27 protein-coding genes and 1 tRNA gene are annotated in these 25,991 nt (G+C 40.7%); 15 read left to right on the forward strand and 13 right to left on the reverse strand.

Going from position 1 to position 25,991, the window contains the following annotated elements:
• The first annotated feature begins 1 nt into the window (after position 1).
• Genes EXT43_RS11355 through EXT43_RS11365 form a run of 3 tightly spaced genes read left to right on the forward strand, consistent with a single transcriptional unit; the run spans position 2 to position 2,349 of the window.
• On the forward strand, positions 2–388 hold the full coding sequence (locus tag EXT43_RS11355; RefSeq protein ID WP_054561875.1) for a DUF3019 domain-containing protein: 387 nt from the start codon (positions 2–4) through the stop codon (positions 386–388).
• A 14-nt stretch (positions 389–402) separates the two neighbouring features.
• Positions 403–1,095: a response regulator gene (locus tag EXT43_RS11360; protein WP_054562019.1), complete on the forward strand. Its 693-nt coding sequence runs from the start codon at positions 403–405 to the stop codon at positions 1,093–1,095.
• Between the two features lie 6 nt (positions 1,096–1,101).
• On the forward strand, positions 1,102–2,349 hold the full coding sequence (locus tag EXT43_RS11365; RefSeq protein WP_130167010.1) for an ATP-binding protein: 1,248 nt from the start codon (positions 1,102–1,104) through the stop codon (positions 2,347–2,349).
• Positions 2,350–2,461: 112 nt separating this feature from the next.
• Here the strand turns inward: EXT43_RS11365 and EXT43_RS11370 are convergent, their stop codons facing one another.
• The 3 genes from EXT43_RS11370 to EXT43_RS11380 all read right to left on the reverse strand — a co-directional run bounded on the left by EXT43_RS11370 (position 2,462) and on the right by EXT43_RS11380 (position 4,953).
• Positions 2,462–2,677 carry a DUF3820 family protein gene (locus tag EXT43_RS11370; protein ID WP_062564309.1) on the reverse strand — a complete coding sequence of 72 codons (216 nt, stop codon included), beginning with the start codon at positions 2,675–2,677 and terminating at the stop codon, positions 2,462–2,464.
• 137 nt (positions 2,678–2,814) lie between these two features.
• Positions 2,815–3,096 carry a hypothetical protein gene (locus tag EXT43_RS11375; RefSeq protein WP_058585448.1) on the reverse strand — a complete coding sequence of 94 codons (282 nt, stop codon included), beginning with the start codon at positions 3,094–3,096 and terminating at the stop codon, positions 2,815–2,817.
• A 285-nt stretch (positions 3,097–3,381) separates the two neighbouring features.
• A complete protein-coding gene (locus tag EXT43_RS11380; RefSeq protein ID WP_063529129.1) occupies positions 3,382–4,953 on the reverse strand; it encodes a cation:proton antiporter family protein in 1,572 nt (523 codons plus the stop codon).
• A 221-nt stretch (positions 4,954–5,174) separates the two neighbouring features.
• On the opposite strand from EXT43_RS11380, the gene EXT43_RS11385 reads away from it, so the two are divergent.
• Positions 5,175–5,918, forward strand: a complete 744-nt coding sequence (locus EXT43_RS11385) for a sporulation protein (protein ID WP_054561870.1) — start codon at positions 5,175–5,177, stop codon at positions 5,916–5,918.
• 69 nt (positions 5,919–5,987) lie between these two features.
• Entirely contained in the window at positions 5,988–6,425 is a 438-nt protein-coding gene (locus EXT43_RS11390; protein ID WP_130167011.1) for a GNAT family N-acetyltransferase, read from the forward strand.
• Between the two features lie 31 nt (positions 6,426–6,456).
• On the opposite strand, the gene EXT43_RS11395 is transcribed toward EXT43_RS11390, so the two are convergent.
• From EXT43_RS11395 to EXT43_RS11420, 6 genes are all read right to left on the reverse strand, one after another.
• Positions 6,457–7,809, reverse strand: coding sequence for a sodium-dependent transporter (locus tag EXT43_RS11395; RefSeq protein WP_063529127.1), 1,353 nt, complete (start codon positions 7,807–7,809; stop codon positions 6,457–6,459).
• Positions 7,810–7,982: 173 nt separating this feature from the next.
• Entirely contained in the window at positions 7,983–9,272 is a 1,290-nt protein-coding gene (locus EXT43_RS11400; RefSeq protein WP_130167012.1) for an ATP-binding protein, read from the reverse strand.
• A 12-nt stretch (positions 9,273–9,284) separates the two neighbouring features.
• Positions 9,285–9,992, reverse strand: coding sequence for a response regulator transcription factor (locus tag EXT43_RS11405; RefSeq protein WP_063527426.1), 708 nt, complete (start codon positions 9,990–9,992; stop codon positions 9,285–9,287).
• A 13-nt stretch (positions 9,993–10,005) separates the two neighbouring features.
• Positions 10,006–10,407 carry a DUF3019 domain-containing protein gene (locus tag EXT43_RS11410; protein WP_062564316.1) on the reverse strand — a complete coding sequence of 134 codons (402 nt, stop codon included), beginning with the start codon at positions 10,405–10,407 and terminating at the stop codon, positions 10,006–10,008.
• Entirely contained in the window at positions 10,397–11,236 is an 840-nt protein-coding gene (locus EXT43_RS11415) for a MipA/OmpV family protein (RefSeq protein WP_130167013.1), read from the reverse strand. The genes EXT43_RS11410 and EXT43_RS11415 overlap by 11 nt, the downstream gene beginning before the upstream one ends.
• A gap of 166 nt (positions 11,237–11,402) precedes the next feature.
• The gene (locus EXT43_RS11420; protein WP_130167014.1) at positions 11,403–12,209 is read right to left on the reverse strand and encodes a hypothetical protein; all 807 of its coding nucleotides are present in this window, start codon (positions 12,207–12,209) and stop codon (positions 11,403–11,405) included.
• 115 nt (positions 12,210–12,324) lie between these two features.
• On the opposite strand from EXT43_RS11420, the gene EXT43_RS11425 reads away from it, so the two are divergent.
• Positions 12,325–13,473, forward strand: coding sequence for a serine hydrolase domain-containing protein (locus EXT43_RS11425; RefSeq protein WP_062564319.1), 1,149 nt, complete (start codon positions 12,325–12,327; stop codon positions 13,471–13,473).
• A 105-nt stretch (positions 13,474–13,578) separates the two neighbouring features.
• On the opposite strand, the gene yhbY is transcribed toward EXT43_RS11425, so the two are convergent.
• A complete protein-coding gene (yhbY, locus tag EXT43_RS11430; protein ID WP_062564320.1) occupies positions 13,579–13,875 on the reverse strand; it encodes a ribosome assembly RNA-binding protein YhbY in 297 nt (98 codons plus the stop codon).
• A gap of 89 nt (positions 13,876–13,964) precedes the next feature.
• Here yhbY and rlmE point away from each other — a divergent pair, with 89 nt between their 5' ends.
• The 8 genes from rlmE (at position 13,965) to EXT43_RS11470 (ending at position 21,397) form a co-directional block, all read left to right on the forward strand.
• Positions 13,965–14,594, forward strand: a complete 630-nt coding sequence (gene rlmE / locus EXT43_RS11435; RefSeq protein ID WP_054551703.1) for a 23S rRNA (uridine(2552)-2'-O)-methyltransferase RlmE — start codon at positions 13,965–13,967, stop codon at positions 14,592–14,594.
• A gap of 66 nt (positions 14,595–14,660) precedes the next feature.
• Positions 14,661–16,601: an ATP-dependent zinc metalloprotease FtsH gene (ftsH, locus tag EXT43_RS11440; RefSeq protein ID WP_130167015.1), complete on the forward strand. Its 1,941-nt coding sequence runs from the start codon at positions 14,661–14,663 to the stop codon at positions 16,599–16,601.
• 128 nt (positions 16,602–16,729) lie between these two features.
• On the forward strand, positions 16,730–17,578 hold the full coding sequence (gene folP, locus EXT43_RS11445; protein WP_130167016.1) for a dihydropteroate synthase: 849 nt from the start codon (positions 16,730–16,732) through the stop codon (positions 17,576–17,578).
• Positions 17,571–18,926: a phosphoglucosamine mutase gene (gene glmM, locus EXT43_RS11450; protein WP_130167017.1), complete on the forward strand. Its 1,356-nt coding sequence runs from the start codon at positions 17,571–17,573 to the stop codon at positions 18,924–18,926. Before folP ends, glmM begins: the two co-directional genes overlap by 8 nt.
• A 69-nt stretch (positions 18,927–18,995) precedes the next feature.
• Complete coding sequence (tpiA, locus tag EXT43_RS11455) at positions 18,996–19,745, forward strand: triose-phosphate isomerase (RefSeq protein ID WP_062564323.1); 750 nt, start codon at positions 18,996–18,998, stop codon at positions 19,743–19,745.
• Between the two features lies 1 nt (position 19,746).
• On the forward strand, positions 19,747–20,094 hold the full coding sequence (gene secG, locus EXT43_RS11460) for a preprotein translocase subunit SecG (RefSeq protein WP_054551698.1): 348 nt from the start codon (positions 19,747–19,749) through the stop codon (positions 20,092–20,094).
• 76 nt (positions 20,095–20,170) lie between these two features.
• Positions 20,171–20,255: transfer RNA gene (locus tag EXT43_RS11465), tRNA-Leu, on the forward strand.
• Between the two features lie 197 nt (positions 20,256–20,452).
• Positions 20,453–21,397: a hypothetical protein gene (locus EXT43_RS11470; RefSeq protein WP_062564324.1), complete on the forward strand. Its 945-nt coding sequence runs from the start codon at positions 20,453–20,455 to the stop codon at positions 21,395–21,397.
• Positions 21,398–21,439: 42 nt separating this feature from the next.
• On the opposite strand, the gene EXT43_RS20690 is transcribed toward EXT43_RS11470, so the two are convergent.
• The 3 genes from EXT43_RS20690 to EXT43_RS11480 form a co-directional block, all read right to left on the reverse strand.
• Positions 21,440–21,592: a hypothetical protein gene (locus EXT43_RS20690; protein ID WP_165385100.1), complete on the reverse strand. Its 153-nt coding sequence runs from the start codon at positions 21,590–21,592 to the stop codon at positions 21,440–21,442.
• Entirely contained in the window at positions 21,592–22,434 is an 843-nt protein-coding gene (locus EXT43_RS11475; protein ID WP_240701493.1) for a VOC family protein, read from the reverse strand. The genes EXT43_RS20690 and EXT43_RS11475 overlap by 1 nt, the downstream gene beginning before the upstream one ends.
• Positions 22,435–22,646: 212 nt before the next feature.
• Entirely contained in the window at positions 22,647–23,240 is a 594-nt protein-coding gene (locus tag EXT43_RS11480) for a LuxR C-terminal-related transcriptional regulator (RefSeq protein WP_205990958.1), read from the reverse strand.
• A 526-nt stretch (positions 23,241–23,766) separates the two neighbouring features.
• On the opposite strand from EXT43_RS11480, the gene EXT43_RS11485 reads away from it, so the two are divergent.
• A complete protein-coding gene (locus EXT43_RS11485; RefSeq protein WP_055196989.1) occupies positions 23,767–25,989 on the forward strand; it encodes a TonB-dependent receptor in 2,223 nt (740 codons plus the stop codon).
• Positions 25,990–25,991 lie beyond the last annotated feature (2 nt).

A 25,991-nucleotide genomic window follows, 5' to 3' on the forward strand; every position in this document is an offset into this window, starting at 1 on the left:
TATGAAGTATTTTGTTTTTAGTCTGTGTGTGTTTGTTGCTGTTATTTGGGTTACCCCAAGCCATGCGCAAGCGACTCAGTTTGATATCACGCCAAAAGTGTGTGTTGTATTACAACAGCACGAATTTTGTGATCTTGAGTTAAAAATCAGCTGGCAAACACAGCTGCCTCAAGATCTGTGTTTGTTTCAAAATAACCAACAAATTCAATGCTGGAACGACAGCAAAAAAGGGCTTTACAGCCATAAAGCGCGGGTTCAGGTTGAAACAATATACTCCTTAGTCAATCCGCACACGGGGAGCAAAATTGCGACCGCAAAAGTCGAAGTGCAAAGCACCGAAGCAAAAACAACGAGGCGTAGATTACGCTCACCGTGGAGCTTTTTTTAATTCAGGAGCAACCAATGGCAAAGATTTTACTTGTTGAAGATGATCTCGGCTTACAGCAGTTAACACGTGATTACCTTCAACATAATGGGTTGGATGTTGCGGTCCTTGAACGCGGCGACGAAGTATTTGAATACCTTGAAAACAACCCAGTTGATTTAATGATTTTAGATGTCATGTTACCGGGTAAAGATGGCTTTAGCGTTTGCCGTCAGGTACGTGATAAATTTAGCTTACCTATCTTAATGCTGACAGCTAAAGGTGAGGACTTTGACCAAGTGATTGGCCTTGAACTTGGCGCAGATGATTATGTAATTAAGCCTGCAGAACCTCGTGTATTGTTAGCACGTATCAATGCATTGTTACGTCGCGGTCAAGCTACAAACAAAGCGCCAGAAGAGCTTAGCTTTGGCGATTTAACCATTGATAAAACTAGCCGCATTGTTACACTTAAAGGCAGTGAAATTACCCTGACTTCTCATGAATTTGAGCTGCTTTGGTTGCTTGCGTCAAATGCTGGTGAAGTGTTAAGTCGTGAGCATGTTCATCAACACATGATTGGTCGTCAATATGATGGTTTAGACCGAACCGTTGACGTACGTGTATCGCGTATCCGTAAGAAATTAGGTGATAACAGTGATAAACCATACCGAATTAAAACAGTTTGGGGACAGGGTTACCTTTTTGTATCTGACGCATGGGATATGTAATTTTTAATGGGGAAACTATTTGCTAGCTTGTATCTTTATATAATAGTTTCTCTGTTTCTAGTTAGTGGGGTCATAGAGCAGTTATGGCCCTACGAAGAAACCCAACAACAAATAGCCCTTGACCAAGAATTTGGTAAATCTCTGTGGTTATTAAGCCAAACTGAAAATGGTTTAGCGACACTCCAGCAAGAATTCGAAAGCGAGATAATTAACCTCACCGATCTAGCACTTCCTGAAGACCTAAAAACACAGCTTAAAAATGACCATTACCTGTATTTGTTCAATCAAGAACAAAAAGTGGTTTGGTACATAGCCCTTAATGACACTCAGCTTTTACATGTAGGCCCACTTTCAGTTGAAAATCCAAACTTTAGCTCTGTTTGGCCTTACTTTTTATTATTGACCGTGATTGGCTTGCCAATTGGACTCTGGAGCCTATTGCTTTGGCGTGACTTTAATAAATTGACGCTCGCCTGTGAAGCTGTAGGAGGATCGCAAGACTTTGAGCTTCACGATGCCTCAAAATCATTTTTTCTGCCGATTACTGATACCCTAAACGCGATGCAAGAGCGTATTCAGTATTTACTGGCTGCGCAGCAAGAACTAACTTCTTCCGTTTCTCATGAGTTTAGAACGCCCCTTGCGCGTTTAAAGTTTGCTGTTGCCATGCTCGAAGAGCAAATCGAGAATGAAAAATCCTATACTTACATTGATAACATGCAGGCTGATATTACAGAGCTTGAAGCACTGGTGTCAGAAATGCTTGAATACGCACGACTTGATTCACACCAACCAAGCTTAAAGCCCCGTTCCTGTGACCTAACAGCGCTTATCAATAGTGTGGTGAATAAACTCGAGTTTGCTACAGATATAGAGGTAGCATTGACTGCACCCAAGCAGCTTTACTACGAGTGTGACGAGCATTTTATGGCGCGTTGTATTCAAAACCTATTGGGCAATGCACAAAAATACGCAAACCATAAAATTCATGTAAGTCTTGAAGAATTAGGGGATTCAATACAAATAAGTGTTGAAGACGACGGCCCAGGGATCGCTAAATCTGAGTGGCAAAGTATTTTTAAGCCATTTACTCGTTTAGATAAAAGTCGTGACAAGAAAACTGGCGGCTTTGGGTTAGGGCTTGCCATTGTCGCTAAAATTGTTAGTTGGCATCAAGGGAAGTCTGAGGTGTGTGACTCACCATTAGGTGGAGCTAAATTTACTATCCATTTGTTTAAAAGTAACTCGCTTTAAATTGCAGGCATAAAAAAAGCGCCTAGGGCGCTTTTTAAAGATTAAAACCAAAAATAAACAAGTAGCAAAGTAATAGACCGCACTTAATTATAAAAGTTCGAAAAAAGTTTAATTATTTTTCATCTAATAATGGCATTAGCATTTTTTCAAGGCCATTGAGCTTCACTTCATACATCATTGCTAGCTGTGCACCCAACTGGGAATCAGGAAATCCTTGCTGTTTAAACCACACTAAATAAGGCTCTGGCAGCAACAATAAAGGGCGGCCAGCGTACTTTCCAAATGGCATCTTAGTATTTATGGCGCGTTTGAGTTGAGCTGTATCCATCTTTATCTCAAAGAAATTTTAAAGCTAGATGATACGGTAAAAAGAGGAGAGAAAATAGGCTGTGACGGGCAAGAAACAGCCTATTTAGTGAGGGATGTAGGCCCTCAGAATAACAACCACTAATTAATTACGGCGTATTAGTGTAGCTGGTGACGACGCTTTTTCGTGAAGCCAAGTTTATTTAGCTTAACGACAATAGCTGGGTCGTCGATTCGTTCTGGTGTCTCACCGTCACGAAGAAAATGATCACTTGGTACTTGATATACATCGAGCATCTTGTTGAATAGCACTGTTCTGATATCCATTGCAGTCATGCCATTATTTTGTAACTCATCAAGTTGCTGCTGAATATCTGAAAGTTTCCCAGCACGTGCGTCATCCGTGTTTGCTAAAAATTCGTTGGTAAACTTATCTTTCATTTAAACAACCTCAATCCATCTAACAGTGCTGAATTAAAAACAGCGGTACTACACCACACTGTTAAACTTTTTTGTGTTAAAAATAGATACTTAGCTAAGTACCTTGAAATTAATTCTACTCTTTTTTTTAGCCTGATTGCTAATCTGGATGTAAAGCTTTGTAAATAAGCTTGACCCAATAAAGGGACTGATTTGGTTTGTCGTGAAAACTAGTTAGCCAACTAACTGAATACAGTGAAAATAATTCTCAGTACCATGAAAAGGTACCGAGAATTATTTTTTACATTAAGAGAAAAGTTTTTGTTTTACATGCTCTGCGAAGCCGCTACCAGCTTCTAAATAGAAGTTATAAGTAGAATCGACACCCATATCCTCTAGTTCTTTTTGCTGATCTGGGTAGTTTGCAATCGCTGTAACTTGACCTTCATAACCAGAAGCACGCAGTTGCTCTAAGGCAAAAATATTTTGCATGTGTTTTGGCATTGCAAGCATCACCATACCGACATGTGAGTGGTTTACCCGCTGCCAAAAGTCAGGGTCAGTGGCATCAGCAAGTAACACTCTGCGGCCTCGTTTAATATGCTTATCAACAACATCCGGCTTAATATCGATACCAGCGACAAGGTTAGGGTGAGTTTGGCTGATTGTTTCATAGGCACCTGTACCAATTCGACCCATACCAAAGATCACGATTTTAGTGTCATTTAGATTCACTGGCAGCTCTTCTGCAAGACGGCTGTTACTTTCAAATTTTAGTAGCCAATGTTCAATTTTTACATACACTTCATTCGAGCGTTTATTTAAAGGTGATGCGAGTATAAAGGTGATTGACACAGCGATAGCCATGACTGCTAGCCATTCAGACGTGATTAGATTGCTGGTGGCTGCAACGGCGCAGACAATCAAACCAAATTCACTGTAGTTAGCTAAGCTAAACGCGCTTAATAGTGAAGTACGAGCACGTAATTTAAACGCGTTTGTCAGCACATAATAAAGTGCAACTTTTACAGGCAAAACTAAAATAATGATGAGTGCAACAATCACGGCATGGCTGGTCAGCTCTGCATTCAAACCAATATTTAAGAAAAAACCAACCAGCAACACGTCTTTTAAATTAAGGAGTGACTTTGATAATTCACCGGCTTTTTTATGGGATGCGAACATCATACCGATAATCAACGCACCTAAATCACCTTTAAGACCTGCAAATTCGAAGGCCTGATAGCCAATAATTAGCGCAAAGAAAAAACCAAACAGGGGTAATAACTCACCATGCTTTGAGCGGTTTAATACCCAAAACATCACAGGGCGTAAAATAGGTAAACCTACTAATAATGCCAAAGCCCAAATGTTAGGTGCTTTACCTGTGCTGATGGCTAAGAAGACAACGGCAAAGATATCTTGCATAACCAAAATACCAATGGCGATTTTACCATGGAGGCTAGCCATTTCACCGCGTTCTTCAAGCACTTTTACAGCAAAAACGGTGCTTGAGAAGCTAAAAGCAAAACCGACTAACAATGCACTTTGCCAAGTAAGTTCGTTAAATAAAGGCAGTGCAAGGGCACCTAGCAACAACATAAAACCACTAAATAGCGTACTGCTTAAAACAATATGCATTGAGGCGGGCGCCCAAACTTGTGGTTTTATTAAGTTTGATACTTTGAGCTTAAGACCAATGCTAAACAATAACAAAGTAACACCCAAGCTTGCCAACGTATTCAGCAGCTCGGTTGTCTTATATCCATATAGGTTGAGTGCAAAACCCGCTAATAAAAAGCCGATAAGAGGTGGCAGCTTTAACTGATAAACAGCAAAGCCACAAACGAACGCGGTAGCAAAGTAGATTAGTTCCATAGTTTTTCTTTTGACTTCATTTGTTAGAAGTGTAGCGAAATATTTGTAGTTGGAAAACAATATCAGACAGTAAGAGTTCAAAAAATAAGCACTTATACATGATTTATCGATTAATCCGCCAAAAGCATCATTTTTTCGCTGACATTAGCTTTTAATTGTGGTTAAGATGCATTAACAAAGGAATTTAAGCCATAGGTTAGAAGCTGGCTTAAGGAGAAAAGATGTTTAAGAAAATCCTTGCATCAGTAGGTATTGGTGCAGCAAAAGTTGACACTGTACTTGAGACAGAGCATTTACAACCGGGTCAAAAATTTAATGCCGTTATTGTTATTAAAGGCGGCGATGTTGATCAAGACATATCGGGTTTAGACTTAGCACTGATGACACGTGTTAAAGTCGAAGGTGAAGATGGTGAGTACTTTACAAACCATGTAATTGAAAAGTGGCGAATTACAGATATCGGCACGATTGCAGCAGGTGCTGAAAAACATATTCCATTTGAAGCGCGACTGCATTCAGAAACACCGATCACTGAAATTAACGCTGGTTATAACCAATCACATGTGTGGCTTGAAACAGGCCTAGATATTGATTTAGCACTTGATCCAACTGATCGTGATGCACTTCACATTTATCCTAATGATGCCGTAAGCACGTTAATGGAAGCGATGGATCGGCTTGGTTTTAGCCTAGTGAAAGCGGATGTTGAAAAAGGCTTCTTAAGAGCACCTACATTCCAATCACATTCGGGATGTTATCAAGAGCTAGAGTATCGCCCAAATAGCCGAAGCCTATTTGGTTTACAAGAGATAGAGTTGTCGTTTGTGCCTGAAGCGCACAAAACTCATGTATTGATTGAACTTGACCGTGCCTTTAGAGGGGATGGTTATGTCGATTTAACCATTGAGCATGATCATGTAAATCTGTCGCAGCTGTGTGATCAGCTAGAGCGATTATTTGCTTAAAGATTAACGACTGAATAGCGAGTTAAAACCCAGCTACGGCTGGGTTTTTTGTCTTCATAAAGGAGCATTATGTTTTCTGTTAAAAGTTATAGTGAACTCACTAAAGATGAATTATTTGCCATTTTACGGGCGCGGGTTGATGTATTTGTGGTAGAACAAACTTGCCCTTACCCAGAAATTGACGAAGTGGATAACAATGAACTGACCCAGCACGTGTTCTTGTTTAAAGGTCAGCAGGTGGCAGCCTATGCACGATGCTATAAAAAGAGTGAGCAATTTAGCGCATTTGGTCGAGTGCTGGTAGCAAAGCAATTTCGTGGTGAAGGTTTGGCGAGTAAGTTGGTGCAAACTGCGATAGACACATGTAAAGAGCATTGGCCTGACAAAGCGATTATGATTGGTGCTCAGTGTTATTTAACAGGGTTTTATCAGCAATTTGGTTTTGAAAATGTGGGCGATGATTACCTAGAAGATGGCATTCCACATCAAGATATGTGTTTGAAGTAGCCTAAATGGCCACTTCAAACATAAACATTTGTTAGCTTAACAGAGAGTTAGCAAATACGAGCGAAATGGCTAGTGGGCAAATAAACTTGATATACCATGGCCATACTTTCCAGAAGAAGCTATTGGCAGCTTCAGGGCATCCTTGTTGAATTTCTTTTAGCAGTGACGCGCGATGCCAAATCCAACCAACAAAAATACAACACATTAAGCCTAGAATCGGTTGACCAATCTTAGTGGTTAAGGTGATCACAAAGCCAAACAAGGTGCCTAGGTTAAAGACAATTGTAAAACTAATGAGCGCAATAATACCGCCAATGATCCATGTAGCTTGCACACGCTTTAACGCAAAGCGTTCAACAGCATAGGAAACAGGTGCTTCTAGCATCGAAATCGATGAGGTTAACGCTGCAATACTCATTAACGCAAAAAATGCAAAGCCAACAAAAATACCCACATTACCCATGCTAGTGAATAGTGCCGGCAGAACTTGGAATACTAAGGTATCTTCTGAAAGTAGTGCGCCTTCAGCAGAGAAAATTTGTACGCCTTGAGCTTGAGCAACATACATAGCTGGAATAATGAGTAAACCGGCTACAAAGGCAATGAACACATCGATTAAAGTCACATAAGCGCCTAACGATACTAGGTTTTCTTTTTTGCTAATGTATGAGCCGTAGATGATCATTACGCTGGTACCAAGCGACAATGAGAAAAATGCTTGTCCTAGTGCATTCACTAATAACTCAGGGTTTAAAATCGATGAAAAGTCTGGCACTAAATACGCCTTTAGACCTTCCATTGCGCCATCTTGCGTCATTACATAGATGATTAGCATAAACAAAATCCCTAACAGAGCAGGCATTAAGCGCTTAGACCATTTTTCTATGCCGTTTTCTACGCCCTTAGAGATAATAGAGACGGTTAAAATAATAAATGCGGCAGTGAATAGAAGGTTTCTTGATAGTGACTGCTCACTAAGCCAAGTACCAGCTTGCTCTTGACCGGCTAATTGTGCAACAGGTTCAAGGGTCGCACTCAGCATCCAGCCAGCCACAATCGCATAGAAGCTTAAAATTAGACCCGCACAAATAATACCGCCAAAACCCACCATGAAGGCGAACTTCTTTTGCCATGCTTGATTCGTTACTTTTCGAAGTGAAGTGACGGCATTAGCTTGACCATGACGACCAATTACTAACTCAGCCATTAAAGCAGGATAAGCAAGACAAAATGCTAACACTAAATAAGCCACTAAAAACGCGGCACCGCCATTACTTGCAGTTTGTGTTGGGAAACCCCAAATATTTCCTAAGCCAACAGCAGAGCCTGCTGCAGCCATAATAAATCCAAAGCGGGAGCTGAACTCCCCACGTGATGCGCTCATATTATTGTTACTTCTCTATTTGTGACGGCGCTGACAATCTACTCGAATTAACACTAAATAAAAAGGGTTAATCATCCGCATTTTGGTTGTTCTTCGTTATGTGAGAGCTGTCAGCGTAGAATTCGTGCAATTGCGCATTACAATACGAAACAATTAACACAATTGAAACATGTTTATTGGCTTTTATTTTGAATTGAAAGAGTAAAACACGCGCCACCTAGCTGCTTACTTTTTGATACTTCGACCGTGCCATGATGCCAATCAACAACTTTCGCAACGATAGCAAGGCCAAGCCCGTAGCTTTCTCCATCCCGGTTACGATGTGTTTGTTCTTGGAAAAATGGACTAAATACTTTTTGCCAGTTTTGTTCGCTGACACCCGGACCGTCATCTTCAATTTTTATGGTAACGGATTCACTGGTACTCGTAGCACTGAGTAAAATTTCTGATTCAGCAAAGTCGCAAGCATTACTTAATAAATTAACAATGGCCCGAGCTAACCAGTGTAAATCCGCACAAATATCACCGCCTTCAACGAGGTGATTAATGCGCAAGCCTTGTTGTTCAAGCTTGGGCTCAATTTGATGTATTAAAGTAAGAATATAGGTTTCTAGATCAGAATGATTAAAGGTCAACTGATTTGCTTTTTGCTCAAGGGTTGCAAATGCCAAGTAACTTTTTAGCATAGACTCCATTTGGTCTAAGTCGTTTTCCATTCGAGCAAGATACTCAAGGCGCTTTTCGTCATTAGGGCAGTCTTGCGCTGCTTCAAGGCCAAACCTTAAGCAGGCGATAGGTGTGCGAATATCGTGAGATAAACTTGATGCCATTAACTTATTTTCATCGAGAAGTTTTTCAATTTGACTCGCCATACGGTTGAATGTCAGCTCAACATCTTTGATATAGGTAAAGTGAGATAAGTGAATACGGCTTTTTAAATCACCTTTAGCAAAGCGTTGTGCCGCTTCGTTTAATACGGTTAAACGCTTGGCCAGTGGCGCAATGATAAAGCCCATAAATACGCATAACCCAGCGTAGAACAACAAGGTGAGTAATACATCGTTGCCTTGCTCGTGTGTTAAGTCTTTATCTAAACGCATTTTTAAGTGGTGTGTGCCCAAAGCTGCTTCACTGTAAAGTAAATAGTAGCCTTGCTGATCTTCGAGGATAAGGCCACTAGGTTGGGTCATTTGTGTTAACAATGAATGAGGTAGCGCAAGCGACTGTGTAGGGCGATACTCTAGTTGCACAGCAAAGTTTTGGTTAATATCCGCAATAGCTTGCTCACGATCTTTAGCATCATACTTTGCGAGTTGCTTTGCAAAGCCTTTAATCATTTGTGTTTCGCTAGAAAACACATCCTGAGGTGCTTGGGTTTGTTGGCTAAAAGCATCAATTAGCCAACCCAACACGATGATTGAAAGCAGGGCACTGCCAAGGAGTGAGATATAAAACTTTTTCACAGGCGCGAGTCGTTATTGCCAAGCGGTGGCAACAAGTAAATAGCCTTTGCCCCAGATAGTTTTAATTTTTTCAGGGTGCTGAGGGTCATCATTAAATTTTTTACGTAATGATGAAATCAGCACATCCACACTTCTGTCTAAGCCATCATATTCGCGCCCTTTCGTTGCCTTAAACACTGCATCACGTGAAACCACTTGACCTGCATTACTTGCTAAATAATGCAGTAGTAGGTACTCAGCGCTTGAGATATGAACCTCATCATTATTAAAGTAAACGGTACGTGACTCAGTATTGATTGATAACTTACCCACATTAATAAGCTCAGAGCTTGTGCTTGATTCTTGTGTATCTGATTTAGAGCGAAGTGCTGCTTTTATACGTGCTAATAAAGCGCGAGGGCGAACGGGTTTCATCATGTAATCACTGGCACCAACTTCAAGGCCAATCACTTCATCCATCTCATCATCACGTGCGGTGAGCATAATAATCGGGGCGTGATAAAACTGTCTTAAATCACGGCACACACTAATACCGTCTTGACCCGGAAGCATAATATCTAACAAAACTAAGTCAGGGTTTGTTTTACGCACCTGTTCAACCACTTGGTCGCCACGTTGGCATATGGTTGTTTGGTAGCCTTGTTCAATTAAATATTCCGCAACCCAATTGGCGAGAGAAATATCATCTTCTACTAATAAGATAGTTCCGTAATGTTCCATTATTTACTCCTGCTTAGAACAGTCGCCAACGACGTTTTTTTTGACGATTTTGATAGACCCACTGTAATTGTATTTCAGTGCTTGCAACAACCTTACCGTTATCACTGCTTATAAGTTCAAAACCTATGGTTTCTGCTGAATCAAATTGGTATCTAAATAAGCCCTTTTGTTGCATCAACCAGCACTGAATAATGTGCTTGCTTTGTGCATTACGTAAGCAGTAGTTACCAACTTGCTCTTGATGCCATGTTAAATCAACTTCTGCGTAGCAATTTCTGCCTTCACGCAGCGCTACGCATGTGTCGGGCAGTGCAACTAACGCATTTTCAATATCTTTCTTACCTACAGATTGCTGCTCAGCGAGTAATGGCCCTGACAGTAATAAGGTAAAGCACAAGTAATACTTAGAAAACATAACGCACGCCTACCTTGGCTTTATGCTGATACTCTTGAGAAATTATAGGGCTTTGGTGAATATCGCTTGAAAACCAAGTCGATAACCAACCAGTTAAAAACACCCAATGCCTGTTAATTGGGTATTCTGCATGAAATTCAAAAATAAGGCTGTAAGAGGTATCCGGGTTATATACAGGGCGAGTTTCTAGCGCTTCAGCTTCTGAAATGCCAAAGTAGTAATTTGTAAAGTCTTCTGAGTAGGCACTTAAGCCAACGCCAGAGCGAAACTCCCAATTTCGCCAAGGAATGATCTGGCTAAAAAACGAATTCATTACCCAGCCATTATGTGCACCTGAAATATCATGCAGGTATTCAAATGAAATTTGCGAGTTTTCAAAGCGACGTGATAGGCGAAGACCTACATCAAAGTCGTAGTCGCGTGTTCTGATCCCTTCAAGCTCTTTAATTACTTCGTTACCATAAATATTTAAGCCTGTTTCATCAAAGCCAGATTGAATGTTGGTGCCGACAATATCTAAGCCCCATTCAAATTTATCGATAACGCTGTAACCTAATGTTAAACCGCCACTAAGTTGGCTTTGGTCATAATCGAGGTAAAAGCTGTCGTAAGAAACTGCGAGGTGTACATCTGGCTCTATGCCATCATTGTAAGAGTCCATGCCTACAAGGTAAGAGTCTTCAATGTAGTAACCTAACCCGATGCCCCAGTCCCATGCAAAGCCTTGACTAGGTTCTAAAGTATTGTCTGCATAATAGCGGTTACTTGCTTGGCTTGTGGTACTAAGCAAGGTTAAACATATCAATAATAGGGCACTGTAAGCTCGCAACGTTGCTTCCTTGTCTGTAAGAAAGGGTAATAGCTTATAGTATATTGTTAAGGAGTTCCTGTAATCTGTAAAAAAATGTAGTAACAGAAATTGGAAGTGTAAGAAAGTGTTGCAAATTCAAGGAGGGAAGCTGTTTGCCTATGGGCAGACAAACAGCAAAAGTTAGTTACTGAACTTTTATTTTATCGATTAAAATGCTGCTCAGGTAGTACTGCATCATAGGTGTAAGCGCGCTAATTTCTGTACGGTTACACGGTCCTTGTTCCTTTTTAAATTCGTTCATTCGCGTAATCGTTTGATAAGCAGGAATCGTTACTTCTTGGTTAACTCGTGCCATACGTGCCTCTTCAGAGTTTTGTTCATGTACAAAAGTCGCTACTTCAAGTTCATTCTTTATTAGCTGCTGTTGTTCAAAGCTGTAGATCAGAGGCTCACGGTGAAAGCTTGCGCTGTCAATTGATGACTTTGCAAACCATACAACATCACCGGTTTTCTTGTGAGTTAAGCGCATGCTTACTTGACCTAAGATCGTTGCACATTGCTGAACTGGAAACTGTTTTGCAACTTCATCAAATAAAGGCAGAGGCTTTTTTGGTTTGACTAATTGATATTCTGTGTCTTCTATAAGTTCAAGATCAAGCTGATGAATAGAGAGGGTGTAATCTGCTTGTGCGCCTTCTGTGACAACCTTTAACTGCTTAGCTGTAAGTGCTTCAGTCAGTTGCGTATAAAGTGTATCTGTCACACTGGTTTTGTCGGCAACTATCACCACAGTTTGGTTTTTACTAACTGCATGTGCAGGCAACTGTACTGACTTCACTTTAGGAGCTGCATGCTCTGTTTGATACTCTACTTGAAAGCGTTGGCTTTGTAAGCTTGGTTTCTTTGGCATCGAAAGTAATGGCGCAGGTTCAGGTTTAAGGGCACAACCAGCTGAAATTAAAGTAAAAAACAAAACTACAAGTAAGCGCATAAAGATTAATCTACCCATAAATATTTAAGATTAAGCGTATTGTACGTTAGTCGAGGCAAAAGTTCATGATATTATGTTATAAGAAACTTCCTAAACAGACTTAAAAAAATAAATAATGAAGTACAGCTTATCTTTAATTCCCTTTCTTTTTTCTTTTTTACTGCTTTTTGCTAGCGGAGAAGCTGCTTCGAGTGATAAGCAATGGCAAACTTTCGTTGCTGATTATAATAAACATCTTACCCGAAAATTAAAAAGTAAAGGGATACCAGGTGGTTCATTGGCGATTGTAAATATTGGTCATGATGACTTTATTAATGGTATTGGTCGAACAAAAATAGAAAAAGGTCGTAAAGTCGATAAACATACCCGCTTTCGATTGGCATCAGTCTCTAAAACCTTTGCGGGCTCATTAACTGCTAAACTTGCAGCGCAAGGGGAGTTTAATATTGATGACCCAATAAGTAAGTTTATTCCTGCTTTTTCTAATACTGCTTACAAAGATGACTTAAAAATTTATCATATCCTTAGCCATTCTAGTGGCCTAGTACCTAATGCATACGATAACCTAATTGAGTCGCGTATGAGTTACCCAGATATTGTCGAGCGGCTATTGACTGTTGAGCCTATCTGCAAACCAAGCGAGTGCTACGGCTATCAAAATGTGATGTTTAGTTTGATTGACTCAGTGATTTATCAATCAACACAGATGGACTACTCACATTGGATTTCAGAATATATCTTTGCGCCTTTAAAAATGGTGGATGCCAGTGTTGGTTTTGAGGGGATGGTTAAAGACAACAACTATGCTCACCCTCATGTACGCGGTAGAAAGCGTTGGTATACATCTCGTTTAAAGAAAAATTACTATAAAGTGCCTGCAGCTGCAGGTGTAAACGCCAGCGCAAATGACATGGCTATTTGGTTAAATGCGCAGCTAGGACAATACCCAGATGTATTACCACTCGAAGCATTGATCAAACAAACCCGTCCTTATACACATACTAAAAAAGAAACTCGTCGCCGAGTTTGGCGAAGCCATGTTAAAGATGCTTACTATGGATTGGGTTGGCGTGTTTACAACTATGATGATGAAGTACTTTATTACCACAGTGGTTGGGTGCAAGGTTATCGCAGCGATATTGTAGTATTCCCGCATTTAAATATAGGGTTCAGCTTAGTTCTAAATGCTGAAACAGGGTTAATTAATGAGCTAACCACCGAGTTTATTAATCGGGTACTTAAATACACACGAGAACAAAAATAGCTTAAGAAAAAAGTTTAGTTACAAATTAATGCAAAATTATTTTTGCCTACAAAAAAGCCAGCATATTTGCTGGCTTTTTCTGATTCGAAATTTCACAAGGCAGGATTAACCGCGTGGTAATTGAATCTTTTTCTCTTCGCTTTGGCGATACAATACAATTGTATGGCCAATTGTTTGTAGTTTTGTTGCGCCTGTCTCGCGAACAATTGCATCAAAAATCAATGCTTTAGTTTCACGTTCATCTGTAGGAACTTTAACTTTGATTAGTTCATGAATTTCTAGAGCGCTTTCAATTTCAACTAAAACGCCTTCTGTTAATCCGTTTGCACCAAGTAATACAACAGGTTTTAAACTGTGCGCTTGGCCTTTTAAAAACTGCTTTTGTTTGTTCGATAATTTCATCATGTTACAAATTTTGCTGAATATGGCTTGAATTAAGGGTATTCTAACGCCATCTAGAGAATATTACTAATTAGTTACGTATTAATTTTATGGCAAATAAAAAACATTCAGCCAGTTCTAAGCGTTGGCTGAAAGAACATTTCGACGATCCTTATGTTCACGAAGCGCAAAAGAAAGGTTGGCGTTCTCGTGCGGTATTCAAATTAGACGAAATTCAAAACAAAGATAAATTAATCAAACCATCAATGACAGTGGTTGATTTAGGTGCTGCGCCAGGTAGTTGGTCGCAATATTTAGCAGAAAAAGTAGGTGATAAAGGTCAAGTAATTGCTTGTGATATCTTACCTATGGACTCACTAGCAGGTGTTGACTTCTTACAAGGCGACTTCCGTGAAGAAGCGGTACTTGATGCACTATTGACCCGTATTGATGGAAAAAATGTTGATGTAGTTTTTTCTGATATGGCACCCAATATGAGCGGCAATACATCTGTTGACCAAGCTGGTAGTATGTACTTAGTTGAGTTGGCATTAGATATGTGTCACCAAGTTTTAAAGAAAAATGGCGCATTTTGTGTCAAAGTCTTCCAAGGCGAAGGATTTGATCAATACTTGCAGGAAGTACGTAATAGCTTTAAAGCGGTTAAAATTAGAAAGCCCGATGCATCACGCGCCCGTTCTCGGGAAGTTTATATAGTGGCGACAGGCTACAAACTGTAGTACAGTTGTGCTGCGTTAAGTTGAATTTAAATTAATTGGATACAAGAGGTTAACTCCTTGAGCGATATGGCGAAAAATCTAATACTCTGGCTGGTCATTGCAGTTGTGCTAATGTCAGTGTTTCAGAGCTTTAATGGTGGTGATCAGGCAGATCGCCAAACAAGTTACACTCAATTTGTTAGCGACGCTCGTAGTGGCGCTATCCAAGAAGTCTCAATTGAAAGCACCACAGGTACGATTACTGGTACTAAAACAAATGGTGAGCGCTTTCAAACCATCATGCCAATGTATGATAAAGACATCTTGAATGATCTTTTAAAAAGCAACGTTAATGTAAAAGGCGTTAAGCCAGAAGAGCAGTCATTCCTCGCCAGCATTTTAATCTCTTGGTTCCCGATGTTACTGCTTATTGGTGTGTGGATTTTCTTCATGCGTCAAATGCAAGGTGGTGGCGGTAAAGGCGCGATGTCTTTCGGTAAGAGTAAAGCGCGTCTGATGAGTGAAGACCAAGTTAAAACGACGTTTGCTGATGTTGCTGGTTGTGACGAAGCGAAAGAAGATGTAACTGAACTTGTAGACTTCTTACGTGACCCATCAAAATTCCAAAAGCTAGGTGGTAGCATCCCGAAAGGTGTGTTGATGGTTGGTCCTCCTGGTACAGGTAAAACGTTACTAGCTAAAGCGGTAGCTGGTGAAGCTAAAGTGCCGTTTTTCACAATTTCAGGTTCTGATTTCGTAGAAATGTTTGTAGGTGTTGGTGCATCACGTGTACGTGATATGTTCGAGCAAGCGAAAAAAGCAGCACCTTGTATCATCTTTATTGATGAAATCGATGCAGTAGGCCGTAAGCGTGGCGCTGGTATGGGTGGTGGTCACGATGAGCGTGAGCAAACACTTAACCAAATGCTTGTTGAAATGGACGGCTTTGAAGGTAACGAAGGTATTATCGTTATCGCAGCAACCAACCGCCCTGATGTATTAGACCCTGCGTTATTACGTCCTGGCCGTTTTGACCGCCAAGTTGTTGTTGGGCTTCCTGATATTCGTGGTCGTGAACAAATTCTTAAAGTTCACATGCGTAAAGTGCCACTAGGCGACAACGTAGAAGCTGCGGTAATTGCACGTGGTACGCCTGGTTTCTCTGGTGCTGACCTTGCAAACTTAGTTAACGAAGCCGCTTTATATGCAGCTCGTGGTAACAAACGCGTTGTAAGCATGGCAGAGTTTGACGCTGCAAAAGATAAAATCATGATGGGTGCAGAGCGCAAGACCATGGTGATGAGTGAGCAGGAAAAAGAAATGACTGCTTACCATGAAGCAGGTCACGCGATTGTTGGTCGCATGGTACCTGAACATGACCCAGTTTATAAAGTGTCTATCATTCCTCGTGGACGTGCGTTAGGTGTTACTATGTACTTGCCTGAGCAAGACCGTGTGAGCCACTCAAAAGAGCTTTTAGAGTCAATGATCTCTAGTCTTTACGGTGGTCGTATTGCAGAAGCGCTAATCTACGGTGAAGATAAAGTGACAACCGGTGCAAGTAACGATATTGAGCGTGCAACAGATATTGCTCGTAAAATGGTTACCCAATGGGGTCTAAGTGAAAAGTTAGGTCCATTACTTTATGCCGAAGATCAAAACGAAATGTACATGGGTGGCGGCGGTAGCCGTTCTATGAGCATGTCTGATGAAACTGCAAAAGTGATCGACACAGAAGTTCGTTTATTCTCAGATCGTAACTATCAACGTGCAGAGCAAATCCTTAAAGATAACATTGATATCTTACATGCGATGAAAGATGCACTAATGAAGTACGAGACGATTGATGCGGGTCAAATTGATGACTTAATGGCACGTCAGCCTGTACGTGAGCCACGTGATGTTCATGACCGCCGTTCAGATGATAAAAAGCCAGCTCCTTCTGCTGCAAAAGTTGTCGAAAACGACACAAAAGAGCCAGAAGAATCATCAGAAACAAAAACAAATGTTGATGACAAAGCCGAATAGTCGGTACAATTAGACACAGAAAGGCCCCGCTAGTCGGGGCTTTTTTATTTCAAAAAATGCGCAATTTTCAAACTGTTATCTAGAATAATAAATGCGCAATTGACGCTAATTTATAGCATAGGTGTTCAATGACCGTTCTTAACTTACCTCGAGGTCGCACATTACACCTCGATTCCCCAGTGGTGATGGGGATTTTAAATGTCACTCCAGACTCATTTTCTGATGGCGGTAGCTTTTGCCAACTAGACAGCGCTGTCAAACAAGCTCATACGTTATTAAATCAAGGCGCAAAAATAATTGATATAGGTGGTGAGTCTACCCGCCCTGGGGCACCTGATGTATCTCTTGAAGATGAGCTTGAACGCGTTATTCCTTTAGTGAAATCGCTTAGAGCAACCAGTGATTGTATTATTTCGATTGATACCAGCAAGAGCGAAGTAATGCGCCAAGCGATAATCGCAGGAGCTGACATAATCAATGATGTCAGAGCGTTACAAGAACCTGGTGCAATTGAGGTACTGGCACAATACCCAGAGGTGGCAATTTGCTTAATGCATATGCAAGGTCAGCCTCGCACTATGCAAAGTAACCCACATTATAATGACTTGTTTAATGATATTAATGAGTTCTTTGCAGAGCGTTTAGCCGTGTGTGAGCAAGCGGGCATTCAGCAACAACGTATTATTTTAGACCCGGGCTTTGGCTTTGGTAAGACTTTGGCTCATAATTATCAAATACTTAAAGAGTTTAATATATTTAATAAATTCAATTTACCGGTACTAGCAGGCCTTTCTCGTAAATCGATGATTGGTAATTTATTAAATAGAGACACACATGAACGCTTAGCGGGAAGCCTTGCAGGCGCGCTGATAGCAGCACAAAATGGCGCAAAAATTATTCGTGTTCATGACGTACAAGAAACAGCTGACGTGCTAGCGGTTTGGCAAGCATGTGATCGAGGAATTTCAAATGAGTAACACAAGAAAGTATTTTGGCACAGATGGTGTAAGAGGCATGGTGGGTGAGTTTCCAATCACACCTGAATTTGCTTTAAAGCTAGGTTGGGCTGCAGGGCGTGTATTATCAAAAATTGGCACAAAAAAAGTCATTATTGGTAAAGATACCCGTATTTCTGGCTATATGCTCGAAACATCACTTGAGGCAGGTTTAATTGCTGCTGGTATTGATGTTGTTTTGTTAGGCCCAATGCCAACACCAGCGGTTGCATATCTTACGCAAACTTTCCGTGCTGAAGCGGGTATTGTAATTAGTGCATCTCATAATCCTTACCATGATAACGGTATTAAATTCTTTTCAAGCAGGGGCTTAAAGCTACCTGATGAAGTTGAGCTTGAAATCGAAGCTATGATGGATGAGCCAATGACCTGCGTTGCCTCTGACAAGCTTGGTAAAGCGCGTCGTTTAGAAACAGCTGATGGTCGCTACATTGAGTTTTGTAAAAGCCAATTCCCACAAGGTTTATCGCTAGAAGGTTTAAAAATTGTTCTCGATTGTGCTAATGGTGCTACTTATAACATTGCACCTTCAGTAATGCGTGAACTTGGCGCGGATGTTATCTGTCATGCCTGTGAGCCAAACGGGGTAAATATCAACTTAGAGTGTGGTGCAACTCATGTTGAAACCCTTAAACGCAAGGTATTAGAACACAATGCCGATGTTGGTATTGCCTACGATGGTGATGGTGACCGAGTAATGATGGTTGACCATAATGGCCGAGTTTTTGATGGCGATGACATTGTCTATATCATTGCTTGCCAAGCTGCAAATGACGATATTTTAGGTGGTGGTGTCGTCGGTACGGTAATGTCAAACATGGGTCTTGAGAACGCCTTAAAGGCTCGTGGAATTGAGTTTGCTCGCAGCAAAGTGGGTGACCGCTATGTAATGGAGCTACTGCAAGAAAAAGGCTGGAAAATCGGCGGCGAGAGCTCAGGCCACGTATTAAATCTAGATTTAATTAGCACGGGTGATGGCATTATCTCAAGCTTGCAAGTATTAGCAGCGATGGTAGCGCAGAATAAAACATTGCAAGACTTAGGGGCTGGCTTTACAAAATATCCAATGAAAATGATTAATGTGCGCTATCCACAAGGTACTGATCCAACGCAAGATCAAACGGTGATTGATGCTGTTGCACAAGTTGAAGAAAAATTAGGTGATACAGGTCGTGTATTACTTCGTAAATCAGGTACTGAACCTGTTGTGCGAGTAATGGTTGAAGCTGAACAGGAAAAAGTTGTCCTTGATAGCGCACGTAAAATAGCCGCAGTTGTCGAAACTGTGAGCAAACAAACCCAGGCATAACAATAACCTCTTGTAACTTTGGGCAAGTCGAGTTAGTATCTTGCCCGCTTTCTAATGTGGAGTGGAATAATGGCAACACGTAAGCCGATGGTCGCAGGTAATTGGAAAATGAACGGCTCTCTAGAGCTTGTTGAACAGTTATCAACTGCTATCAAAAATGTTCAATCGGATGAACTGGATATAGTGGTGTTTCCACCATTCCCATTGTTGAGTTCTTTGCAGCAACAAAACGTCACGTTTGGTTCGCAAACAGTCTCTGAAAACCAAGCTGGTGCTTTTACTGGTGAAGTTGATGCTCAGCTAGTCAAAGACCTAGGCGCAGCTTATACGTTAGTTGGTCACTCTGAACGTCGTAGTATCTACGGTGAGTCAGATGAAGTTGTTGCAGATAAGTTTGCGCGAGCGCAGCAAGTTGGCTTAACTCCTATCCTTTGTGTAGGTGAAAGTGAGCAGCAACGTGAAGCAAACGAAACTGAATTAGTGGTTGCAGCTCAAATTGATGCTGTAATTAGCAAATTAGGTGTAGCAGCACTGAAGAATTCTGTGGTAGCATACGAGCCCGTTTGGGCCATTGGCACAGGTAAGACTGCCTCTCCTGAGCAAGCGCAAGCCGTGCACAAGTTTATCCGCGAGAAGGTTGCTTCTTCAGATAGCGATGTAGCACAGCAATTAACCATCTTATATGGTGGTAGCGTGAATGAAAAAAATAGCGAATTATTATTTGCACAACCAGATATAGACGGCGGCCTTATTGGTGGCGCCAGTCTTAAAGCAGATTCATTTACTGCTATCTGTGAAAGTGCAAAAGGGACCGTATAAGATGTACGAAATTTTATTAGTAGTTTATTTAATTGTTGCTTTAGCATTAGTTGGTATGGTTTTAATCCAACAAGGTAAAGGCGCAGATATGGGTTCATCATTTGGTGCTGGCGCTTCTGGTACCGTGTTTGGCTCATCAGGTGCTGGTAACTTCATGACTAAAACAACAACAATCTTAGCAACGATCTTCTTCGTACTAAGTATTGTTCTAGGTAACCTTACTGCAGGTCAAATCAAAAAGACTGATGAGTGGGAAAACTTAGAAGCTGCGCCAGCTGTTGAAACTGTAACGCCAGCACAATCTGATGTGCCTGCGACAGAAGATAAAACGTCTGACGTACCTAACTAATTAGCTTTGCTAATTATCGTTAAGCAGTTTTCACTCCTCAAGTAAACGTTAAGCTTAACAACATACAGAATTGTATGCGGATGTGGTGGAATTGGTAGACACGCCATCTTGAGGGGGTGGTGGCTTCGGCCGTGGGGGTTCAAGTCCCCCCATCCGCACCAAAATTAAAAAGCTGTAACTCACAGAGTTACAGCTTTTTTCGTTTTAGTGCTTCATAAAACAAAATGCGCACCTTTATAGTGCTTTTATTCTAATGTCATTCCCGTTCACGAAATTAACTAATTGATTATTAATTGAAATAAAAATTGGAGTCTTCCTTGCTTGACTAGAGTTGATATCACTACTTTGAGGAAGCAAGATGGCCAGAATGAGTTATTTAAGTGCTATAGAACGCTATGAAGAGCAGCAACAGCTTATTCATGAACTTCTTCTTTCTATACTTGCCAGTGTTCAGGCATCGTTGACTAACAAGCAAGCGTATCAACAGCTCGTCAATCAATATCCATTTCTAGAATTGCAATATTGCTTGAATGAACAAGGCATTCAGCAAGGTGACAATGTCTGCTTTAAGCGTCAATACAACAAGAAACTGGGTCATATTGGGGCTGGGCAGGACTTAAGTGCTCGGCCTTATTTTTTACTAGCTTCGTCAACACCCGTGCCGCATTTTACTTCGCCATATATTTCGACTGCGACTAAGCATCTTTGTATCTCAGTGATCAAAACAATTCCTTCAGGCAACGATGTACAGCAGTTTTTGGTTATCGATGTGTGCTTAACAGAGCTGATTGAATTTATTATGGGAGACACCAAGCGAGCCAGAATGACACCTTACTTTAAGGTAGGTTATGGCTTGATTGTCGCTTGTTTGTTCTGCTTGGTGTTCTATCTGTTATATAAAGTATTTGCCGGAATGGTGGACTTAGTTTTAAGCGAAGACACTCAGTCAGACCCACTTAAACCATTTACTATTATTATCTTTGTTACTTTAGCGTTGGCCATTTTTGATTTAGGCAAAACAATTCTAGAAGAAGAAATCCTCATGCATAAGGATATTTTTCGCCACAGCTCAACAAGACGTACGATCACACGTTTTATCTCAACAATTTTGATTGCTGTATCGATAGAAGCCTTACTTACCATGTTTAAAGCAGCACTCGGGCAAACTGAGTATGTTATACCTGCTGTATTGATGATGTTTGCTGTGGTAGGTCTGTTGATTGCACTGGCAATTTACGTTTACCTAGGCGCCAAGGCTGAAGATGTGCTTACCCAGGTACAACGCCTAAAAGTAAAACACTAATGAATAGGGCGCTTTGTTTAAAACGCAGCGCCCTGAAATTGATTAAAGTGTACCGCCAATGCCAATACTTGGGTTAACGTACACAGGGCCTACTTTAAACGGCGCATTAATATCTAGACTTGCATAGGGGGTGCAGGCATTTAAAACTAAAACTGCAGCCGCAAGAGCAGCTAAGCGAATCATTTTCTTATTCATTACATTTGCTCCTGAATTACAATACCAGCGCCTGCTGGATCACGAATAATTGCGACGCTGCCACTTCGTACTTTGTCATTTGGTGCCATTAGAACTATGCCGCCTGCGGCGGTTACTTTTAATAGGGTCGCGTCAACATCGGCTACTTTAATGTAATTCACCCATGTGTTGCCTATCTCGGCATCTGGTTTTTTTACAAAGCCAATCGCAGGTGTGCCATTTAAGGCTAAGTAACTGTAATTGCCATTATTAAGCGGTTTATTTTGTGCCGAATAATTACCAAGTGATTGGTAAAAGGCTTTGCTCTGCTCTGGGTTATCACTCCATACTTCTTGCCAAATCCAGCCGTTATCAGTCTGATGAGTTTCAGGGTCACCATTAACTGTATTGATCAGTGAAAAAACAGCCCCTTGGGGGTCTTCTAATACAGCAATAGTGCCACGGCCTTTAATTTCGGTACTGCTTACTAAGACTTTACCTCCTGCTTTGATCGTTTTTTCGCTGACGGCAGCGATGTCTTTACTGCTGATAAGGCTCAGCCAATGGCTGGCATTTTGCTTATTATCAAGTTCAGCCATGCCTGCAATTAATTTTCCGTCTAATGATGCTAACGTATAGCTATCGTTAATGGCTTCGAATTGCCAACCAAACACACTGCTATAAAATGCTTGAGATTGTGCCAAATTGGGTGTAATCAAATCATGCCACACAACGTGACCTGAGTTTTTTGTTCCTGAATCACTGATTGCAGGTAGTTCACTAGAGGTAAGCTGGCAACCAGTCAACGAGACCGCTGTGACTGCCATTAAAATTGCAGCACGTAAGGGGGTGAGTAATTTCAAAGTTTGCTCCTTGCAAAATGGGGTCAAATAAAAGCATAGCCCATTATTTGTTTATTATTCAATCAAAAACTATTATCTCAAAAGGCAAAGAGTTAAAAATTTATTTTGCAAAAGATACTTAAAGCTTTGAGCAATGCTGTATAGCGCATGTTATCGGCGCAAGGATGAAAAAAGAGTTATGATGTCGCACCTTGGTACAATTCGCTTGCAAGTTAGCCCGCAAGCTTATTGAGTTTATCTATATTTCTTTCGCACCACTGCAAGGCTTTTTGTTTGTTTTTAACATTAATTTTTTGGTAAATCTTGTGCAAGTGAACGCGCACTGTCGCTTCGCTAATAAATAAAGCATCGGCAATTTGGGGGCATGTTGCGCCAGAAGAAAGCAAGTGCAGTACTTTAGACTCTTTATACGTTAAGTTACTTGATTGAATTTGATTTTTTTGCTCAGTTTCGAGCATCACTCTCATCCATTTATCGCTCACCGTTCTGGGAAACCAGAGGGATCCCTTTTTAATTTCTTGCAGTCCTTGTTCAAAAATATCTGTCTTAGTGTTTTTAAAAAATAACCCTTTTAGTTTTGGCCAGTCTTTTAATTGCAGGACATCTGCTCTATCAGGCATATTAAAAATCACCAGATGATGATAGCCATGAACCTTCATAAATTCGCTTATTAATTCACGGTTGGTTAAAGTGTCTAAAGAGTCGTAATTAAGCAGCAGAGTTTTATCATCATTCGCAATACAGTAGGGAAGAATTGAAGCTGATGACACAGAATCAGCCACGTTTTTATTAAAAAGAAAATCCATATTCACGCCAAAAACTATCGGTAAATGATAACAAGTAAGTTGTGTTGCTGATTATTACGTTTAAAAAATGAAATTCCAACAGAGGAAAATCTTGCGCACATTTTTGTTTAGTTAGCTTTTGCTAACTTGGCTGCACTTTATTAAACATTACCTGAGCTAGGTACTCTTTTGAAGGTGAGAAATTTCTGAAATTTATTTCTACTTGATTGAAAAGCAATAAAAATTACGTTCATTTTTTGTTCATTTTAATTGTGTTACCAAGAAAGTTTACTGCGATAATACAAAACTAAACATTTATTTTTATTTACTTTTATGTAAAGAATCTAGTGGCTTATAATTCGAAAACATGGAGGTAATGCGGTTTATTTATACAGTTTTTGATAAAAATTAAAATAATTATACATATTTTCACAAAACTGACATATAATACCCCTCCAGAGGAAAGATGCTTATAGCTAAGCGTCTTTTTTTATGCCTGAAATTTACGGGTAAAAATACACACACACGGTATCCTTTGGAGTTTTAATTGAAATTACGTCACCTCTCACAGTTAACTGTAGCCATTGTTGCTGCATTATCTACTTCAGCCTTTGCTGAGCAAGAAAAAACCACTGCTAAACAAGATGCTTTTGAAAAAATCGAAGTAACAGCGCGTAAGCGTACAGAAAGCATTTTTGAGTCGCCAACAGCAGTGACATCAATCGGTGAAAACCTGATTGATAAAGCGAACATGAGCAACCTTGAAGACATCGGTAAATACGTACCTAACCTAAACATCACTCGTTATGGTGTAGGTAATGCGGCCCATGCGTCTGTATTTATTCGTGGTATTGGTTTACAAGACCACGTGATCACAACAGATCCGGGTGTAGGTGTTTACTTAGATGGTGTTTACCTTGGTCGCCAAATGGGCTCTAACTTATCATTACCAAATGTTGAGCGTGTAGAGGTATTACGTGGTCCACAAGGTACTTTGTACGGTCGTAACACATTAGGTGGTGCAGTAAATATTATTACTAAGCAGCCTGGTGATGAAGGCATTGTGACTACAAATGCAAAAGTAGGTAGCCGTGGTCGTTTAGCCGGTGACGTTTACTTTAATAACAGCCTTACCGACACAGTAAGTATGTCTGCAAGCGTGTCTTATAAGCAACGCGATGGTGTAGGTGAAGCGATTAACCTTGCTAATCCAGAAAAAGAAATTGGGGAAGAGCAAGAGTTAAGCGGTCGTATGGCGCTTAAATGGCAAGCAAACAGCGATTTATCTTTTGTGTTCTCAATTGATGGTGTTGATAACGAATCAGGCCAATCGCCATATACAATTGAATTAACAGCGCCACTTGATCCGAATGACCCATTCAATGGTGATTTCCCATTACTTACAGAAGACATGTTACCAAGCGATCCTGATGACTTAGCAACGACGGTAGCGGGTATTGAGTCGACGGCTTATTCAGGCTGGGGTACTTCATTAACAGCTGACTGGGATATCAATAATACGTATACAGCAAAGTTCATCACTAGCTACCGTAGCTCAGAATACGAAGGGGGTCTTGATGATGACGCTGTTGCCCTTAACTTATCAGAGTTCCCTGAAGAAGGCGGTGCAGATCAATATTCATTCGAAATCCAGTTAAACGGTAGCTTCGATAACATGGACTTTGTGTCTGGTTTATACTTCTTTAATGAAGATGGCTTCACAAGCTCTGGCCCGTTTGTATTTAGCCCATTCAACACACCAGATGGTCTTCTGAATGATGGTACTACAGCGTCTTTTGGTGATTATGGTTACTTTGATATCAACCAAGAGACTAACTCATACGCAGCTTATATCAATGCAAGCTATGACCTAAGCGACGATTTAACGGTGGGCGGTGGTCTACGTTATTCGAAAGATAAAAAAGAAGCCGATGCCTTATTCCCAACGTTTGCAACACGCAAATACGTAAGTGCTGATTTTGATGCAGTAACATGGGATTTAAATGCGTCTTACCAGCTTAGCAATAACATGAACGTGTATGGCCAAATCCAAAAAGGTTATCAAACAGGTGGTTTCCCACCGCGTCCATTTGGTGGTCCTGATCAATTTGTTTCTTTCGATGAAACAAAAGCAATTAACTACGAGCTAGGCCTAAAAGGTCAGGTACATGAAGATGTATCTATGATGCTTGCTGTGTTTGTTACTGATTACACAGACCTGGCATTACCATTCTCAGATCCAACTGCAGGTGGCGGTTTCGTTACTATCGTAGAAAATGCGGGTGAGTCTAAAGCACAAGGTATCGAGCTTGAGACAACAATCGCATTTACTGATGACTTTACGCTACGTAGCGCAATTGGTTACCTAGATTCAGAAATCACAGAAGTTGATGACGGTGTATTAGGTATTGGTAAAGGTGATTCACCAGCACTTACACCTCGTTGGACTGTTATGGTCGCACCTTCTTATTTCATTGATTTAAGTAACGGTGGCACAGTGGCAGTAAACGCTAACTATTCATACCGTAGCGATATGCAAGGTCAATCAGTTTACAACCAAAGTGAACACATTGATTCTCGTGAATTAGTGGGTTTCAACATTTCTTATTTAAACCCGAACGGTGACTTTGAAGTGACTCTTTACGGTGAGAACGTGTTAAACGAAGTATACGATGTGGGTCGTTTACAACAATCTGGTTTTGTTGGCGTAATGCGCAGCAACGACCGCAGTGAATTTGGCTTAAAATTCAAAAAAGAATTTGAGCTTTAATT

This window comes from Pseudoalteromonas sp. CO109Y (genome assembly GCF_004208935.1).
Classification (GTDB): domain Bacteria; phylum Pseudomonadota; class Gammaproteobacteria; order Enterobacterales; family Alteromonadaceae; genus Pseudoalteromonas; species Pseudoalteromonas shioyasakiensis.